At 59.7% G+C, this 16,593-nt stretch carries 19 protein-coding genes; 11 read left to right on the forward strand and 8 right to left on the reverse strand.

Going from position 1 to position 16,593, the window contains the following annotated elements:
• Positions 1-5: 5 nt before the first annotated feature.
• The 8 genes from flgK to SH664x_RS00660 form a co-directional block, all read right to left on the reverse strand.
• Positions 6-1,982, reverse strand: coding sequence for a flagellar hook-associated protein FlgK (gene flgK / locus SH664x_RS00625; RefSeq protein ID WP_437204119.1), 1,977 nt, complete (start codon positions 1,980-1,982; stop codon positions 6-8).
• Between the two features lies 1 nt (position 1,983).
• On the reverse strand, positions 1,984-2,490 hold the full coding sequence (locus tag SH664x_RS00630; RefSeq protein ID WP_437204121.1) for a hypothetical protein: 507 nt from the start codon (positions 2,488-2,490) through the stop codon (positions 1,984-1,986).
• A gap of 31 nt (positions 2,491-2,521) precedes the next feature.
• A complete protein-coding gene (locus SH664x_RS00635) occupies positions 2,522-2,821 on the reverse strand; it encodes a rod-binding protein (protein ID WP_437204122.1) in 300 nt (99 codons plus the stop codon).
• Between the two features lie 57 nt (positions 2,822-2,878).
• Positions 2,879-3,973, reverse strand: a complete 1,095-nt coding sequence (locus SH664x_RS00640; protein ID WP_437204124.1) for a flagellar basal body P-ring protein FlgI — start codon at positions 3,971-3,973, stop codon at positions 2,879-2,881.
• Between the two features lie 219 nt (positions 3,974-4,192).
• A complete protein-coding gene (locus SH664x_RS00645; RefSeq protein WP_437204126.1) occupies positions 4,193-4,828 on the reverse strand; it encodes a flagellar basal body L-ring protein FlgH in 636 nt (211 codons plus the stop codon).
• A 201-nt stretch (positions 4,829-5,029) separates the two neighbouring features.
• Entirely contained in the window at positions 5,030-6,043 is a 1,014-nt protein-coding gene (gene flgA, locus SH664x_RS00650; protein ID WP_437204128.1) for a flagellar basal body P-ring formation chaperone FlgA, read from the reverse strand.
• Between the two features lie 26 nt (positions 6,044-6,069).
• Positions 6,070-6,867 carry a flagellar basal-body rod protein FlgG gene (gene flgG, locus SH664x_RS00655; protein WP_437204130.1) on the reverse strand — a complete coding sequence of 266 codons (798 nt, stop codon included), beginning with the start codon at positions 6,865-6,867 and terminating at the stop codon, positions 6,070-6,072.
• Between the two features lie 200 nt (positions 6,868-7,067).
• Positions 7,068-7,913, reverse strand: a complete 846-nt coding sequence (locus tag SH664x_RS00660) for a flagellar hook-basal body protein (protein ID WP_437204132.1) — start codon at positions 7,911-7,913, stop codon at positions 7,068-7,070.
• 362 nt (positions 7,914-8,275) lie between these two features.
• On the opposite strand from SH664x_RS00660, the gene SH664x_RS00665 reads away from it, so the two are divergent.
• The 11 genes from SH664x_RS00665 to SH664x_RS00715 all read left to right on the forward strand — a co-directional run bounded on the left by SH664x_RS00665 (position 8,276) and on the right by SH664x_RS00715 (position 16,579).
• On the forward strand, positions 8,276-8,797 hold the full coding sequence (locus SH664x_RS00665; protein WP_437204133.1) for a flagellar basal body-associated FliL family protein: 522 nt from the start codon (positions 8,276-8,278) through the stop codon (positions 8,795-8,797).
• Positions 8,798-8,799: 2 nt separating this feature from the next.
• A complete protein-coding gene (locus SH664x_RS00670) occupies positions 8,800-9,729 on the forward strand; it encodes a FliM/FliN family flagellar motor switch protein (RefSeq protein WP_437204135.1) in 930 nt (309 codons plus the stop codon).
• A gap of 61 nt (positions 9,730-9,790) precedes the next feature.
• On the forward strand, positions 9,791-10,123 hold the full coding sequence (fliN, locus tag SH664x_RS00675; protein WP_437204137.1) for a flagellar motor switch protein FliN: 333 nt from the start codon (positions 9,791-9,793) through the stop codon (positions 10,121-10,123).
• A gap of 95 nt (positions 10,124-10,218) precedes the next feature.
• The gene (locus tag SH664x_RS00680; RefSeq protein ID WP_437204138.1) at positions 10,219-10,848 is read left to right on the forward strand and encodes a hypothetical protein; all 630 of its coding nucleotides are present in this window, start codon (positions 10,219-10,221) and stop codon (positions 10,846-10,848) included.
• Between the two features lie 28 nt (positions 10,849-10,876).
• Positions 10,877-11,554 (forward strand): flagellar type III secretion system pore protein FliP, encoded by a 678-nt coding sequence (gene fliP / locus SH664x_RS00685; RefSeq protein ID WP_437204140.1) that lies wholly within the window; start codon positions 10,877-10,879, stop codon positions 11,552-11,554.
• 56 nt (positions 11,555-11,610) lie between these two features.
• Positions 11,611-13,743 carry a flagellar biosynthesis protein FlhA gene (locus tag SH664x_RS00690; protein WP_437204142.1) on the forward strand — a complete coding sequence of 711 codons (2,133 nt, stop codon included), beginning with the start codon at positions 11,611-11,613 and terminating at the stop codon, positions 13,741-13,743.
• A gap of 60 nt (positions 13,744-13,803) precedes the next feature.
• Positions 13,804-14,016 (forward strand): hypothetical protein, encoded by a 213-nt coding sequence (locus SH664x_RS00695; protein WP_437204143.1) that lies wholly within the window; start codon positions 13,804-13,806, stop codon positions 14,014-14,016.
• A gap of 63 nt (positions 14,017-14,079) precedes the next feature.
• Positions 14,080-14,796 (forward strand): sigma-70 family RNA polymerase sigma factor, encoded by a 717-nt coding sequence (locus SH664x_RS00700; protein ID WP_437204145.1) that lies wholly within the window; start codon positions 14,080-14,082, stop codon positions 14,794-14,796.
• A 102-nt stretch (positions 14,797-14,898) separates the two neighbouring features.
• The gene (locus tag SH664x_RS00705; RefSeq protein WP_437204147.1) at positions 14,899-15,132 is read left to right on the forward strand and encodes a hypothetical protein; all 234 of its coding nucleotides are present in this window, start codon (positions 14,899-14,901) and stop codon (positions 15,130-15,132) included.
• A 77-nt stretch (positions 15,133-15,209) separates the two neighbouring features.
• Positions 15,210-15,884, forward strand: coding sequence for a hypothetical protein (locus SH664x_RS00710; protein WP_437204148.1), 675 nt, complete (start codon positions 15,210-15,212; stop codon positions 15,882-15,884).
• Positions 15,881-16,579: a hypothetical protein gene (locus tag SH664x_RS00715; RefSeq protein WP_437204150.1), complete on the forward strand. Its 699-nt coding sequence runs from the start codon at positions 15,881-15,883 to the stop codon at positions 16,577-16,579. The genes SH664x_RS00710 and SH664x_RS00715 overlap by 4 nt, the downstream gene beginning before the upstream one ends.
• Positions 16,580-16,593 lie beyond the last annotated feature (14 nt).

Below are 16,593 nucleotides of genomic sequence, written 5' to 3' on the forward strand. Positions count from 1 at the left end.
CTCCCTTACCTCACCAGACCCAACAGGTCATCCAGAGTTTCATTGAGCGTACTCAGAAAGCGGGCGGAAGCCTGGAAGGATCGCTGAAACTGCAGCATCAGCAGCAGCTCTTCATTCGGATCGACGCCCGAAACCGCCGATTGCAGGTCCTTCAGTTGTTCACTGAATGTGCTGAGCTGATCGACCTCGCTCCGTTTCGCATTCACCGCCACGCCCAGGCTGCTGGTCATCGAAGCGAGTCGATCTTCCGCGTTCTCGGTCCCCTGTGAGAACAGATTTGCCTGACGAAATCCGGTGACCCTCATCAGTAGTTCATTGTCTCCACCCGCACCGGTCCGGGAGGTTGCGAGCAACTCCGGTCGACGGATCAGCGACGATGACACCTGCACGTTCAGCAGGTCATTGGTTTCGAAGAGGGCATTGATCCCCAGAGCTGCCAGCAATCCGGTCGAATCCGGCGTGCCGATCGCCGCAACGTGGAATTGGTCGCCGGCCATCACCGTTCCCGGAGTGAGCGACAGGCTGAGCCCTGCCGCGATTTCCAAAGGTTGATTCGCCTGATAGCCGCTGCCGACATTCAATTCGGCCACCGCGTTGCCGGTCTTCGCGTCTGTCACCAACAGCTTCAGCCCCGGCGTCACTCCGATCACTCCCTCGCCGGAGGCGGTGATGATCCAGTCGCTGTTGGTGCTCGTGCGCGAGAGTCCCTGTACGGTCGGCCGCGCAGTTCCGCTGATCGCGGAAGTGTCCGGCAGCGTTTGCGGTCGTCCCGTGAAGTCGATCGTGTACCCCGGCGCACCGCTGATTCGTGCCCTTCCATTTTCAGCGAGAAATGCGGCGTCCACATTCGGCAGAGCGTCGAGACGATCCAGCACATCCTGCAAACTGTCCTGATTCACATCGATCTCAAGGGAATGCAGCGACTGTCGACCGGTGGCGTTGTCGGTGACGGTCACATGCAGCCGGCCCTTCTGAACCGGAAACACCAACCCCGCCTGCGCCAGGGGGACGTCCGGATGAGCAACTACCGTACTGCCGGTGAGAGTGCCTGCGGGGCCGGCGGCAGTGAGACCGGTAGCCATAATCGCATTGATCCCCCCCACGAAGGTGCGGCTCCAGTCCTGAAAAGCCGCGATGGTTTCCGGAATCCATTGATTGACGACTGTCAGCAGGGAACTCAGCTCTCCCGAAAGTGGAGTGACCGGACCCTGACCACCACTCAGCCGCAGTTCCAGAGTTCCTTCTGCAGTCCGGGACGTCGACAGACGCGGAACCGTTTCTCCGATGACCAGCCAGCCATCCGCAGCCACCAGGGCACTCCCCTCGTTGATCAGGCTGGCTGCGCTGAGATCGACAAACGTCCCCAGTTCACGAATTAACTGGTCCCGCTGATCGAGCAGGGTATTGTGTTGCTGTCCGGCGGCCGACAGCGTGTTGATCCGGCTGGTCAGCTCGCTGATCTGTTTTGTCAGCTCGTTGACCCTGTCGACCTTTCCCTGAATCTGCGACTCGACCTGATGGCGCATCGTCGACAGGTCCGACTGGAACGAGCTGATCTGCTGAGCAATTCCCTGTGCCGCTGAGAGGACGCCCCGTTTCAGCACCTCTGCCGTGGGATTGACGGAGAGTTGCTCCACCTGATTGAAAAACTGCGACAGCTGTCCGGTCAGCGAACCGGTTCCACTCGTGTAGATCCGTTCGATCTGCTGCAGGGCCTCCAATCCAGCCCGCCCGGCAGCGGACTGAGACAGATTCAACGTCAACGAAGTTTCAACCGCCTGATCTCGAACCCGTTCGACTCCTGCGATCAACACCCCGTTGCCGAGCTGCAGTCCACCTGACTGAAACGGTGTGGCTTCCGTCAGCTGCACACGCTGCCGGATGTAACCCTCCGTGCTGGCGTTGGCGATGTTGTTGGAAATCGTCTGCAGCGCGACCTGATTCGCGCGAAGCGCCGACAGACCGATATTGAATGCCGACATCTCACGACCTTAGCGTTATGCCCACAAAATTCTGGGGAATGACCCGCTGGCCACTGGCGGAATAGCGCTCCGGTCCTGCAGCCGAGGTGAGGACGCCCTGCAAGACTGAGTGAATGACGCCGTTCCAGATCCCCAGGGTCACCTGCGTGGCCCGGAGCTGTCCGAATGTTTTCGTCACGGCCGAGGCCAATTGCTGTCGCAAGTCTTCCAGTCCTGCCGCGAGCGGAGAGGGATCAGCAGCGATTCGTGACATCCGCACCTGTTCCGCTCCGCATTGCCACGCGGCCGAAACTTCGCGCCGCAAGTCGTCCCGACGCTGTCGCACGACCTGTGACAGATTCACCAGCTCGTGAAGCTCCCCCTGGTGAGCAGCCACACCCGCTGTGAAAGACCCGCATTCGGCCAGTGCGACCACGACCTGCTCAAGTCGCTGCAGCAGGTGAATTTCATCCTGCAGTTGTTGACCGGCTCGGCGCAGCAATCTGGGTGTGAGTGGGTGTTGTTTCATCGCGTTCCCCGTGACCGTGGTTCAATCCGGCTTACTGCAGTGATCCGCTGAACGATTCCGCGAGTCCAATGCCACCGGCTTGAGCGATATGTCGCCCGAGATACATGTCGAACATCCCCCCGTAGGTGTCCGCCGAATCGCCGGGAAACAGACCTTCTCCTTCACCACCCATGGTGGAGGACTCGCGCATCTGCTTGAGCAGCATCGAAACAAACACGCTTTCGAATTCGGTGGCGAGTTGTTTGGGATCAGCATTCCGGAATTCGGTACCTGTGGCGGCAGGATCGGACATCATCGGGAGCATCGGGGTGTTCAGGCTGATTCCGTTCATGTCTCTGTCCCTTCACAGACGGGTTGTACTCGTCTTGAACTCACAAACAGGTGCGACTTACTTGAACTCCAGCTCGGCATGCAGAGCCCCTGACTCTTTCAGCTGCTGCAGGATCGAACTCAGGTCGCGCGGCGCCACTCCGAGTGCGTTCAGGGCCTTGGCGAGGTCACCGATGGTCGTGGTCTCGTCGACCAGCGTCAGTGCTTTCTTTTCCTCCGTCACACCGATCTGCGTGCGATCGAGAATCTCTGTTTTCCCGTTGCTGAAGGCGTTCGGCTGCGAGGCTTCCTGGTTCTCCGAGGTGGTCACCACCAGATTGGCATGGGTGATCAACACGCGTGAGACTTTCACGTTCTCGCCAATGATGACAGTGCCGGTCCGTTCGTTAATCACGACACGGGCCTTCACATCGGGAATGACGTGCATGCTTCCGACCAGCCCGACATACTCGCTGACCCGCTCGCGGTACTCGGGAGGGATGCAGATGTTGACCGTCGCGGCATCCAGAACCTGCGCCATGCCGGCCATCTCCTGATTCACCGCCGTTGCAATGCGACGGGCGGTTTCAAAATCGGGTGACTTCAACAGCAGACGAATCGTGCCATCCAGTCCGAGCGGCGTCAGGGTTTCTTCTTCAATGGTCGCTCCCAGCGGAATGCGGCCGGTCGTCGGAAAGTTCTTCTGCACACTCGCCGCCTGTCCGGAGAAGCTGAAGCCGCCCGTCGAAATCGGCCCCGAGGCAACCGCATAGACCTGTCCATCGGCACCGAACATCGGCGTCATGACCAGCACGCCCCCTTGCAGGCTGGTGCAGTCATCGAACGTTGAGACGAGCACGTCGACCTGGGCTCCCCGCCGGGCGAATGCAGGCAGGTCCATCGTGACCGTGACGACAGACAGGTTATTTGTTTTCTGTGTGGTGTCGGTCGCGAGCCGTTCTCGCAGGGTCGGGTCGAAACGGTTTCCCATGCGCTGCAGCATGTTGATGGCATATTGCCGGGTGATGGGACTTTTACTGCCGGTTCCGTTCAGGCCGACGACCAGACCCATGCCGGTCAGCTGATTGCGACGGACCCCTTCTACATCGGTGATGTCCTTGATACGCACATCGCCCCGCGATGTGGCCGCGAGTGCCAGAACCGCGAACAGCAAGATGCCGACGCAGCGCAGCGCGTGCCGCGCGGACGCGGTGCACCCCCCTGATCTGCATGCAGACCAGCGTGCGGGCCGTGACAGCTTGGTGTTCTCCTGCGTCATTGTGCACTCGATCACGTGAGGGATGACTCTATTGGTTAGCGATCAGACCGAATTGCCACGGACTCGGGCCTAGTGAAGCGCTGGCTGCGCGGAGACTGGAAAGACCAACCTGCGCTAGAAGGGCCAGACCACATTCGTGGCCCGCCCCAGCCAACCTTGCCGGGTGAATTTCTGCGAGGGACCGCCGGTCTCATAATCGAGTCTCGCCTGCGAGACGTATCTCCAGGCGATGCTGTTGTCGGGGCCGATGTCCAATCCCCGAATGATGCCGGTCAACGTGAGAATCCGTTCTTCACCGGCAATCCGGGTCCGGCGCTCACCGGCGATGACCAGGTCACCATTGGGCAGCACATCCATCACTGTGCAGGTGAGTCGATCGGTGATCTCCTGACCTGCGGTGTAGCCGGACTGGCCGTCAAACTTTCTGCCGGAGGTGAGGGAGGTATCGAGCGAGGCAGAAGCCCCCTGGGTTCCAAACCCACCGTCGCTGGCCCCTTTGAAGTTGAACAATCCCTTGCTGGAGGTCGATTTGGACATCCCGCGATCTTCAACGTTGGCGATGTCTGTATTCTGGGCGATGAGGACAGTCACCTGGTCGCCGATATTACGGGCTTTCGAGTCGTAAAACAGAAAGCCGTTGTTCGGTGTTCGCTGCTGCCAGATGTTTTCCGCGAACACGCGAGCCGTAGTGCTGCACGACAAGGCCAAGCAGCCCAGCACCAGTCTCGATTGTGAATTGAAGAGGGACATCCTTGCTCCCATCGTTATCGAATTCTTTTCCGACAATTGTTGGTCAGTGCGAGGCCGCGGCCGAATCGAAGCCAGTCCACCCGCACCCTGACAAAGGGGCCCGAGCTTTTGACTTCTGATGGCCCCTTCCTCGCCACGCGGATTTCAGCCTTTCACCAGGCGAAACGCTTGCTGCGCGAGGATAGGAAAGAGCCACTTGCTCTAATACAACGGAACTTCCACCTCGCCCCGCGCGATCACCCGGCCTGTCACGACCCGATTCGACTCCGTATTCCGGACTCGTATCGCCTGCCCTTCCCGTCCCGCCTGCAACGCCACGGCAGTCGGGACCACCACTGTCAGGACCCCCTTTCTGGCAATCAGCCGAACGGCGTCCCCCTGTTTAATCAGCACTTCTGCTTCCGGCGCAGCCTCGGCCGAAAGATGTCGCAGCGTGACGACTTCCCCCGGCTTCAGCGGCACCAGCACTTTCCGTCCGGTGATGCGGTCGACGGATAACTGGTCCATCGGGCTGTCGACATAACGCACCTCTTCCCGCAGGTGTTCCACCGTGACGACGTGACTGCGATCCAGCGAGGCGAGGGCGACCACGACCTGCTGTCGTCGACCGATTTCGAATACTGCGGACCGGGCCGCGACGACCCGATTCCCATCCCGCAGGCGAACCGTCAACTGAGTTCGACCCAGCGGCAGTTGTGGAGTGGGGACCAGCTCGATCGAGGGTTGCGATAACGGCAGTTGATGATCCAGCCAGCTGCCCAGAAACGGATTGACCAGTTTGACATGCAAATCACTCGGTGAGACCTGGTACTGTTCACAGAGCTGTTGAAAGACAGCCTGCTCGATTCCGAGATCGGTCAGTTCCACCGGCTTCAGCGGACGAACGAGAATCCGCTCTGGACCCGTGACGGTGACTTCATCCGGGGCGTAGCCCGCGAGCAGCAGTCGCACCTCCACTCGCGAACGGGTCAGCAGCAGATCTTCATCCCCTCGCAGATCAGCGAGGTCAATCTCCTGCAGCCGCAGCTTGCGGTTAGGATTCTGGTCAACGATCTCCGCGACATCACCCAGACGCACATGGCTGCCGCCGGCACGCGATCCGGGCTGCAATTGCACGACTGCGCACGTGGGCGCTCCGGGCTGGCTTTCACCGCTTTGCAGCGCGGTCGGAAGCAGCCCGCACAACAGACTCCACAGCATCGCACGTCGGATCATGATGTCTCCCTCCAGATCCTCAATCGTTATCGCAGAATGTCGGCTGAGGTCGACAACATCTCGTCTCCCGCACGAATCGCACGGGAATTGATCTCATAAGCCCGTTGCGCCGAGATCAGCGCGATCAGCTCGGTGACGACTTCCACGTTGGATCCCTCCAGTGCGGACTGCCGGAGAAATCCGGTCCCGTTGATTCCGGGATTTCCGAGAATCGCTGCTCCGGAAGCGGGGGTCGCGGCATACAGGTTCCCCCCTTCGCTCGACAGTCCCGCCGGGTTGGTGAAGCGGGCGATCTGCAGCTGCCCCAGATTGACCGAAGAATCGGGAGTCCCCGCAATGACGCCACTGATCGTGCCGTCCGCACCGATGGTCAGCTTCGAAAGGTCGATTCCGTTCTGCACGGTAATTGGTGGATTCAGCAGGTAGCCGTCTGCGGTAACGACCTGACCGGTCGCATCCAGTCGAAACGCCCCGTTGCGGGTGTAGCGCAACTCCTGATTCGGTAGCTGCACCGCGAAGAAGCCGTCACCTTCAATGGAGAGATCGAGCGGATTCCCGGTCTGTTCGGATGTGCCGTTCGTAAAGACCTTGGTCGTGCCGACAGGCCGAACCCCGCTGCCGATCTGCAGGCCGGTGGGAGTGACCTGTCCGGAGGCCACCTCCATGCCCGGCTGCTTCGAAGTGGAATACAGCAGGTCGGCAAAATCGAGGTGACTCCGCTTGAAGCCGGCGGTATTCACGTTCGCCAGATTGTTCGCGGTGTTATCGATCATCATTTCCTGCGCCTTCATGCCTGTGGCGCTGGTATAGAGTGCTCGCAACATAATGCATTCACTTTTTAATAAATCGGGAACGAATCACACGCGGGATCGGTCAGTGTGTTGTGATGCTTAGCATTGGTGTTAAACGTTCGGAGGGATGGCGACATCTCTGGGGAGGAGCGATCGGTTCTCTACGCGAGAGAGGGTGTGGCTGTGCAGTCGATCATCCCGCTGGGAGGAGGTATGGAAACAGGCAATCATGCCTATGTGGAACTGTTGACGTTAATCCGCTTCTGCATGGATTCGTTCAGCAGCGTCATCGAACGCTGCGCCGCTTCGTGCCGCCGTTGGGCAGCGATCATCTCGACCAGTTCCTGGATGGGAGAGACGTTCGACCGCTCCTGCATTCCCTGCAGGATAACGGCCTTCTCGGCATCCAGAGGCCCCGCTTCCTCCGGAGCGGAGTACAAGGTCACGCCAGCCGGCTGCAGTTGCTGTGGATCGGAAAACCGGACGACTTTGATCTGTCCGAAGCTCACCTCTCCCGATTTGATGGTTCCATCCTGAGTGACCGTAATCGGGCGGTCGGCTCCTTCGATCCGGATGTCGCCACTCTCCCCCTGCACAGGGAGGTCATCGGCCGTGACGAGTCGTCCATCAGCTGACAGGTGAAAGCTGCCGTTGCGGGTATAGAGCGGTCCCTCTTTTCCCTCGACAACAAAGAAGCCTTCCCCCTGCAGCGCAAGATCGAACACACGATCGGTTTTCTCGAGCGGACCCTGGCTGAAGTCGTGTTGAATTTCGCTGCTGTGTGACCCTTGTGGTCCTCCTGCAAGAGCGTTCGACAGAGCGCTCTCGAAACTGTCTGGCGGAGGGGTTTGGAGCAAATTCATACGTTTATAGCCGGGCATCTGGGCATGCGCGAGATTCCTCGCGATCGCTTCGTGCTGGTGCGTTGCAGATTGCATCGCGGCGGCGGCGCTATAAAGCCCGGAGATCATGTCGAATGCACTTTCAACTCGCTGCGTTCGATTTTCGAACAAACTGAAGCCGAACTGACGCTTCTCTCGGCTTCTGCTCATCTCGTCGACGCGAGTCACTTCAACCATGCAGCCTGTTTCATTCGCCAAAACCGGAAAGGGCCAAGTCAATCAAAACGGTCTTCCTAAAACCCCTGCTTTGCAGTGTGGTGAGGAACCACGTAGCTAATTTCTACGCATTGCTGCGTATAACTACGCATGTTGCATCTTGAGACCATTTCACTCACATCCGCTGGAAACCTCTAAAACATCAAGTGGTGGTCGCTACAACCCTCAAGGTCTTCCGGTTTGCAGGTCGACGTAATGAGGCAGGAATCCATCTCTCGAGGGCTGGATGGATCTCAACATCAACAGAAGGCAGCGCTGCTTCTGTCGATCACGTCCCGATTCGGGCCAGCCATTCGCCATCGTCCCTCCAGGCAACCGCTACGATGTCAGATCAGGAAAGCAAAGAGGGAGTCGCCGAGACCGCCAAGAAGGGAGGAGTCCTCCCCTGGGTTGTCGTCGGGACGGTCGCTGCCACAGTCGGCGCTGCCGTGCCCATGGCGTTGACGTCGCTGCCGTCGGCTCATGCCGTCCCTCCTGGCTCCACGGAGTCAGCACCCTCCACAAAAGTGGCGACCGATCTTTCATCGATGGTCTTTATGCCGTTCGGGGAAGCGACGGTGAATCTCGATGAAGGCCGCCTGAACCGTTATCTGCACATCAAGCTGGCGCTGCATGTCCGCAAGAATGACGAACTCACCGTCAAGAAAGCGATCGACGAGAAACAGCCCGTATTGCAGAACTGGATGCTCAGTCATCTCGCTGATAAAGACCTGAATGATATCCGGGGCAAAGCCGGACAGAACATGCTTCGTCGCGAGATTCGCGATCACTTCAATTCCGTTCTCTTCCCCGACAATTACGAACGCATCTACGACGTGCTGTTCGAAGAGTTCAATGTGCAATAGCCATGTCCGAAATCGAAACACTCAAAATCCTGGACTTCAAGAGTCCCCGACGTCCTTCCACGGACGCGTTTCGGCAATTGTCGATGTGGCTGGCCAGCACCTGTACCGTGGCCCAGGAATCATGGAGTTCGCTGCTGTCGCATCCTGTGGAGCTGAAGTCCGTAGCCGTCGATCCCGCACAGCTCCGCAGCACGCTGCAACGACTTCCTGAGGACGGACTGGGGGTCTACCTGTCGATTGGAGAAGCTCATCTTCCGTCGATGATTGTTTTTACCGCCCGGCAGGTTCGCGGTCTGATCGCCGACCTGTTGGAACTCAGTGAAGAGTCAGCCACGGACTGCAGCCGGCTCAGTGCTGTCGAATCGGCCATGCTGGAACTGCTCTTTCAAAAGCTGGCCGAGGCGATGGGCGACGCCTGGCCCGGATCGACCCCGTTGAAATGCCGCTACCTCGATCTGACGGCTCGACCACAGCGGACCCGTCTCTTTCCGATGGACTCCGCGTTGCTAGTCGGTCGACTGCAACTCACTTCCCGCTTTGGTGAGGAAACTTGCCACTGGCTGCTGCTCAAAGAAGGGACCGAACGGCTGATCTTTGATGAGTTGGGGGAAGCTCCTGCCGGCGAACGTGAATCCGATCCTGCGCTCGCCAGCCTGACCGAGCGAATTCCGGTCGAAATGGTCGTGGAACTCGGCACCGCGCAGCTGTCCATGTCGCAGATCGAACGGCTGAATGTCGGCGACGTTCTTCTGCTTGACCAGTTCCTGAACCGCCCCGCTCTGGCCCGTGTCGAAGGGACCCCCAAATGGGCGGGCCTCCCGGTGCGGATCGGCTCTCGACAGGCTTTTGAAATCACTCACCTCATTCACAATGAAACTAATCTCGGCCTGCTGAACGGTAGCGGCCCTTCCATACTCACTCCTGTCTCCTGACCGGATGACGGATTGTGCATCGCCAGTCCCGATACGCCGCCGTTTCTGAATGGACCTCCACATGGCAGACATCACCACCGAATCGACCAGCGTTTATCCAGTCGAATTCCCCGCCGCGACCGGACCTCAATATTCCGAATCGCGCGCCCCGCTGAAACGGTTTTATGACGTCAGCGTTCCCGTCTCTGTCGAGCTGGGCCGGGTCTCGATGCCCATCGGCGAGATGTTGCAGCTCGCGGAAGGTTCAGTCATTCAGCTCGATCGAGTCGTCAGCCAGCCCGTGGACATCATCGCGCAGGGAGTGCGGCTCGCACGGGGTGAAGTCTGCGTGGTCGACGAACGTTATGCCGTGCGGATCGTCGAGATCGAACCGGCAGCCAACTCCCGCCATTGAACCGACAGGCGAGTCCTCGCAGTCGGTGAGTGCCGACAGCCAGAGTCGAGTGTCTTTGTCGAGAGTTCTACCCGGGTCAACTTGCTGAGCGAACATTGGTCAATCCCTTCCTCAAACTGCTCTCCCTTCTGCTGACCGGCAGCCTGTGCGGGCTGGCAGTTGCGGTTGACGTCTGCGCACAGGAACCGCGTTTACTCCCCTCCGCGGGAAAGGGAATCGAGATCTTCCACGCCGACCCTGAACCGTTTATCGTGCTGCCCGCAGGCTTTGAAGTCGAGTCGGACCGACGCAGCACGGCGGTGACGGTGCCCACTCAGTCGCTGCAGACAGGTGACCTGCGGGCGCGACTGAAAGAATCACTGTCTCGTGAGGGGCAGTCCTCGCTGCAGCAGCGTGACAGTCTGACAGACGATGCCGCCCGCATTTCGAAGTGGACAATCGCACTGCTGCTGGTGGTGGGGACGGGCCTGTTCACAATGAGACGGCTGGGACTTCAGCCTGTCACACAGTCAGCCGTCGGCTCATTAAGGATTCAGGAAACCCTGAAGTTCGGACGGGCGGGGCTGCATCTGGTCTCGGTCGGAAGCGAACGGCTCATCGTGGCGGCCGATCAGGGAGGAATCCGTTCGGTCACCCTGCTGCCGAGCTGGCCCGGCCACGAGGGCGATTTCGAATCTCTGGCTGCACAGGCAGAACTGAATCCCGTGAGTCGCACATCCGGCTGATCTTTTCCTTCCCTGAGTCACGGACGACATGAACGACCCGACCACCATCACGAAGATCCTTGAAACGGAAGCGTTTCAGAGTCTGTCGCCACAAATGAAAGTGGCGCTGTTTCTGGGAGCGCTGACGTTTCTCTCTTCCGCGTTGGTGACGATGACTGCGTTCACGCGGATCGTCATCGTGCTGTCGTTTGTCCGGCGGGCTCTCTCCACGCAGGAAATTCCACCGACACAGGTGATTCTCGGGCTGTCACTGTTTCTTACGATGTTCGTCATGGCGCCGACCTTTTCAAAGATCGAAGCGACCGCCATTTCCCCCTACCTGGCGGGAACGAGTACCGGAGCCGAAGCCTGGACTGCCGGCTCGGCCGCCCTGCGGGATTTTATGCTGAAGCAGACCCGCAACGAAGACCTGCTGCTGTTCATGGATCTTTCCGGAACCGGCGAAATTGCCACGGCAGAATCCCTGCCCCTGACGACGCTTGTCCCCGCCTTTGTGATCAGCGAACTGAAAACAGCATTCATCATGGGTTTCTGCCTGTACCTGCCGTTTGTCCTGATCGACCTCGTGATGTCCATCATCCTCATGGCGCTGGGAATGATGATGATGCCTCCAGTGGTGATTTCCACCCCCTGCAAGATCCTGCTGTTCGTCCTGATTGACGGCTGGCATCTGATTGCCCGTGCTCTCAGCCTCAGCTTTGACTGACGTCGCTCAAGTTTTCGTTGAAATTGGATTGATCCCTGTCCGCCGCGACCCCTTCCATGAATACCACCGCCTCACGCACGAGCTGGCTTTACCAGAGCGAAACGCTGCTCTCGGTTGGCCTGTTGGCTGTGCTGGGGATCATGTTGATTCCCTTGCCGCCGGTGCTGCTCGATCTGCTGATCGCCGCCAACCTGAGCGTGACGATTCTGCTGATGCTGGTGACGTTGAACACCCGGCGGGCTCTCGATCTGACGGTCTTCCCATCACTGCTGCTGTTACTGACCCTCTTCCGGCTCTCTCTCAATGTGGCGACGACCCGCTTGATTCTGCTCTCCGCACATGCAGGATCGATTGTGGCTGCCTTCGGCAACTTTGTCGTCGGGGGGAATCTGGTGGTCGGACTCGTGATCTTCCTGATTCTGGTGGTCATTCAGTTCGTGGTGATTACCAAGGGCTCAGGGAGAATCTCCGAAGTCGCGGCGCGTTTCACTCTTGATGCCCTCCCCGGCAAGCAGATGGCCATTGACGCCGAACTGAACGCGGGAGCGATCGATGATGTGGTGGCCCGCAAACGCCGACAGGAACTGGCACAGGAGACCGAGTTCTACGGAGCCATGGACGGGGCGAGCAAATTCGTCCGGGGTGATGCGATTGCCGGCCTGCTGATCACCGCCATCAATCTGGTCGGCGGAGTGATCATCGGGGTTTCCAACGGCATGTCGTTCGGAAAATCGATGACCACCTATTCGATCCTGACGGTCGGCGATGGTCTGATTTCGCAGATCCCGGCGCTGATCATCGCCACCACCGCGGGGATTCTGGTGACGAAGACCACTTCGGAAACCAGCCTGGGGCAGGAGATTGAAGGGCAGTTTCTCCGGCAGGAGCGACCCCTGTGGATCGGTGTCGGACTGCTGGTGCTGCTGGCCTTGGTCCCCGGCATTCCCAAGGTGCCGTTTCTGGCCATCGCGATGGGCTTGTTGATCTATCTTTCCAATCGCACGAACAAAGCCCGCAAGGCACAGGCCGCCGAACCAGCCCCTGTCCCCGTCGCGGAAGCGACACCCGAAGAAGATCTGCGAGAGTTCCTCACGACGGACCGCGCCACGATCGAAGTCGGTGCCCGGTTGATCGCCCTCATCAATCCCAAGTCGGCCAAGGGACTCGCGGAACGAATCCGCAGCCTGCGTGTCGACTTTTCACGCGAGAAAGGAATCTGGATTCCTCCGATTCGTGTGCGGAGCAATCTGCAGCTGGAGCCGGATCAGTATCGCATGCTGATCGCCGGTCGACAGGTGGGACAGGGAGTGTTGCGCACCGAGAAACATCTGGCGATCGCCCCCGAGAAAGTCCGTGTCGAAATTCCGGGAGAAGCAACGCGCGAGCCCGCTTTTGACCTCGCGGCCCGCTGGATTGATTCCACGCTCGTCAAACAGGCGGAGGCGCATGGCTACACCGTCGTCGACGCCACCAGCGTGTTGATCACACATCTGGGTGAGATCCTCAAACGGCATGGCCACGAGCTGATCACCCGCGAGACCCTCAAGCAGATGCTCGACCGCGTTCGCGAATTCGCACCGACCATTGTCGACGAACTGAAATCCGAAACCGTGCGGATGGGAGTGCTGCATCAGGTGATTCAACAGCTGGCGGAAGAAGGGGTGCCGCTGGCGGACTTCACGCTTGTGCTGGAGTCGATCGCTAATCACAGCCCGCACGCCAAGACCGCCAACGAGCTCACCGATGCTGTACGGGAAGACCTGGGCCGTTTGATCTGCGACAGATATCGCGCTCCGGAAGGGGCACTCCACATCCTCGCGTTTGAGCCGAAACTGGAAACCCGCCTGCGGGAATCGGTCCGCAATGGACAGCTCGCCATCGGGGCGAAGCCGATGGAAGTGCTGCTGCGACTGATCGGGGATCAGTGGCAGAATTCGATCCGTCATGAACAGCCGCTGGCGCTGCTGGTCGACCGCGCCCTCCGGCGACCGCTTCGACATCTGCTGTTACGCGTGGCTCCCGGACTGGGAGTGCTGGCCTATCAGGAGATCCCCGGAGAAGCAGCGCTCGATCCCGTGGCGATCCTTCCTTATCACGAGTTCTTTCCTGCCGACGACCTGCGCTCCGCTGCCGAGTCTCCCTCCTCGACACTCCATGAATCCCGTTCGGGGGCACTGGCTGCTGCGTGAACCACGATGTTGGAAACAATTCTCCCATAACCAGACCGCCCTCAACCGTTGTTGCCGAACATGAAGCAAAAACAGTCCTCAGGTCCGTTGCCGTGGGCATCAGCCGCCGGGATTCTCGCCGGTTGTCTGGTCACGCTCACGGGGGTGGCGATGAATCTCGAACCGGAAACCATTCTGGTGCGGGCGCTCATCGGCAGCCTGCTGATGGGCGTGTTCTCATTGACGTTGCTGCTCACCTGGAGGGTGATCACTCCCCAGGCAGACGAAGACTGAGTTCCCTTTTCCAGAGCTCCGCAGGGACGCGGACACGACCCCCTTTTCGCTTGAATGAATCGCATGGACGCGGCAGTCAAGGCCTACCAGAACACGACTCAGAAGGAGCTGCGCGACCGTCTGGTCGTGGAGAACCTTGACTACGTGCAGCACCTGCTGGGGCGTATGCTGGTCTCTTTGCCGCAGTCGGTCGACAGCGACAATCTCGCTTCTGCGGGAATTCTGGGGTTGGTGGAGGCGGCTGGACAGTTCGACACCACGCGCGGCATCGACTTCCGGACCTTCGCCTATCATCGCATCCGTGGCGCGATCCTCGATGAACTTCGACGCAACTGCCCTCTCTCGCAGCATGTCCTGCAGCAGTGGAGCAGTATCCGTCACGCCTGGGAACTGCTGGGCGAAAACGCCTCTCCTGCCACGCTCGCGCGGCACTGCGGGCTGACCGAAGCGGAAGTCGAAGACTGCATTGCTGCGGTGCGACTGACACAACCCGAATCGTGGAGCGAAGAGCTTTCCAACTGGCAGCGACCCGATACAGCCCACAGCGATCTGATTGACCAACTGGATGCGGTTGATGAACAGCGTCTGTTGGCCAATGCGATCGAACAGTTGCCGGACCGGCTCCGGGCCATCTTGTCGATGTACTACACGGACGAGTTGAGGCTTGCCGAAATCGGTGAAGTCCTCGGGCTGTCGGAATCGCGTGTTTCGCGGCTGCTCGCCCGGGCTCAGATGCAACTGAAAGGGATTCTGGAACGGACACGCCTGCGTGCCGGTTAACAGCCCACAAACCCCGGCAGGTCTTCCCTTGCTCTGGTCGAGACTCCTGACACTTTCGCGATGACAGCCTGTGCCTCCCGCACGCAGATTGATCGGTGACCGATGTTGAACACAGAAACGCTTCCCGCTGCTGCAATTCCCTGCCGTGGAGAAGGGGGACCCATCATCTCCGGACATCAGGTGCGGATGGCTCCTCATCCGATTGTCATCGCCGACAAGTCGGCGGAAGGAACTCCGGTGGTCTCGTTGCGTCGGGAAGGCAACATCATCCGCGAGATTCAGATCCGCTGCGCTTGCGGCGAGCTGATCATCCTCGACTGCGACTATCCCCTGTAATCAGCCCCTCCCGATTCCGAAGGCACTCGTGCCCCTGACAGACCCTGATGAGTGGCCAGTCCACGGCGGAGTTCAGAATGAGATCCCACCGCTCTTCACTGCGGATCGCCTTGTCGCTGGCAGGCGTTCTCCTGACAGGAACCACCGGTTGTCAATCGCTGCGCAGCGTCCGCCCTACAGCGGCTGAGTCGGAGCCGCAGGCAGCACTCCCTCCCCTCTCCAGTGTTGCCGGAGGACAAGGGATGCTGGCCCCGGGGATTCCTCAACTGGCCCCCCTTCCCTCCCAGGTGGCGTTCATTCCTCCCCAGCCGGAGGCGATTCAGACTGTCGCCTATGAGCCACCCCCTGCCCCGCCGGTCACTCCCGTACCACAACCGCTGATCCTGCAGCCTTCCGTCGGAAATGGCGGGGCCAAACCGCAGTCCGATCCCTGTCTGCCGGGCATGCAGCAGTGGCGCGATGAAGTGTCACGACAGACGGAGCTGCTGACTCAACGGCTTGCTGAACTCGAAAAAGAACTGACGCAAACCCGGCAGGCTTTGCAGACGGTCAGCGGCGAATTGCAGACCGCGAATGCCGAGATCGCTCGTCTGAATGGAGAAGTGACCCGGTCCCAGCAGCAGGTCCGGCAACTGGAGACCACATTCCAGAGTCAGCAACAGGCGGACCTCGAAGCACTCACGGAACTCAATGAGACGCTGCACAAACTGCTGCGGCAACAGCAGGCCGGTCGCGGAGGCACACCCCGATGAAGTCCTCAAGCCACTCCTCTTCAGGTCCGTGGAGACGGCCGGCCAGTCTGCTCTGCCTGATGGGCATCGCCCTCCTCATGGTTTCGGGCTGTCAGTCCTGGTTTCCGTGGAAGAAGTGCGAGCCCACTGCGCCTCCGGCGGAATGTGGTCCGTTGCTCGATGCGAATCAGCCGATTCCCCGTTCCGTTTCCGTTCTGGACCGCTCGACGGTCGGCATTCCGGGAGAGCGGACGTTCTTCACTCAGGAACTGGTCGCGGCACTGAATCAGGTCCCGTATTGTCAGGCGATCCTGTTACCTCCCAACTTTCCTCTCCCGGGGGCTCCCTACGCGGGCGCTCCCCAGCCGGAAGAATGCCCACAGGCTTCCGAGATTCCTGTTGGAACCGATGAAATCTGGATCGTGCAGGTGACCGAGATTCAGCCGTTTCGACCGATCCGGGTCTGCGCCACGATTGAACGTCGCCAGAGTTACGATGGCCTGCTGATTGAACGCATCCAGCGGACCTGGGATGCGCCCATCGACGATGAACCGCTCGCCCCCTCGCACTTCAACGCGCGGATTCTGCGCAAGCCGCCGCCGCGAGGGATTGTGGAGCATCATGAGCTGAGTCGACTCAGTCCCCGCACCTACATCCGCAATATCACTCAGGAGCTGGCGATTGAACTGATGGCTCCTCTTCCTCCGGCAAAGTAGTGTTGCCGCCCCTC

This window comes from Planctomicrobium aquicomposti, from assembly GCF_051466325.1.
Lineage (GTDB): Bacteria > Planctomycetota > Planctomycetia > Planctomycetales > Planctomycetaceae > Planctomicrobium.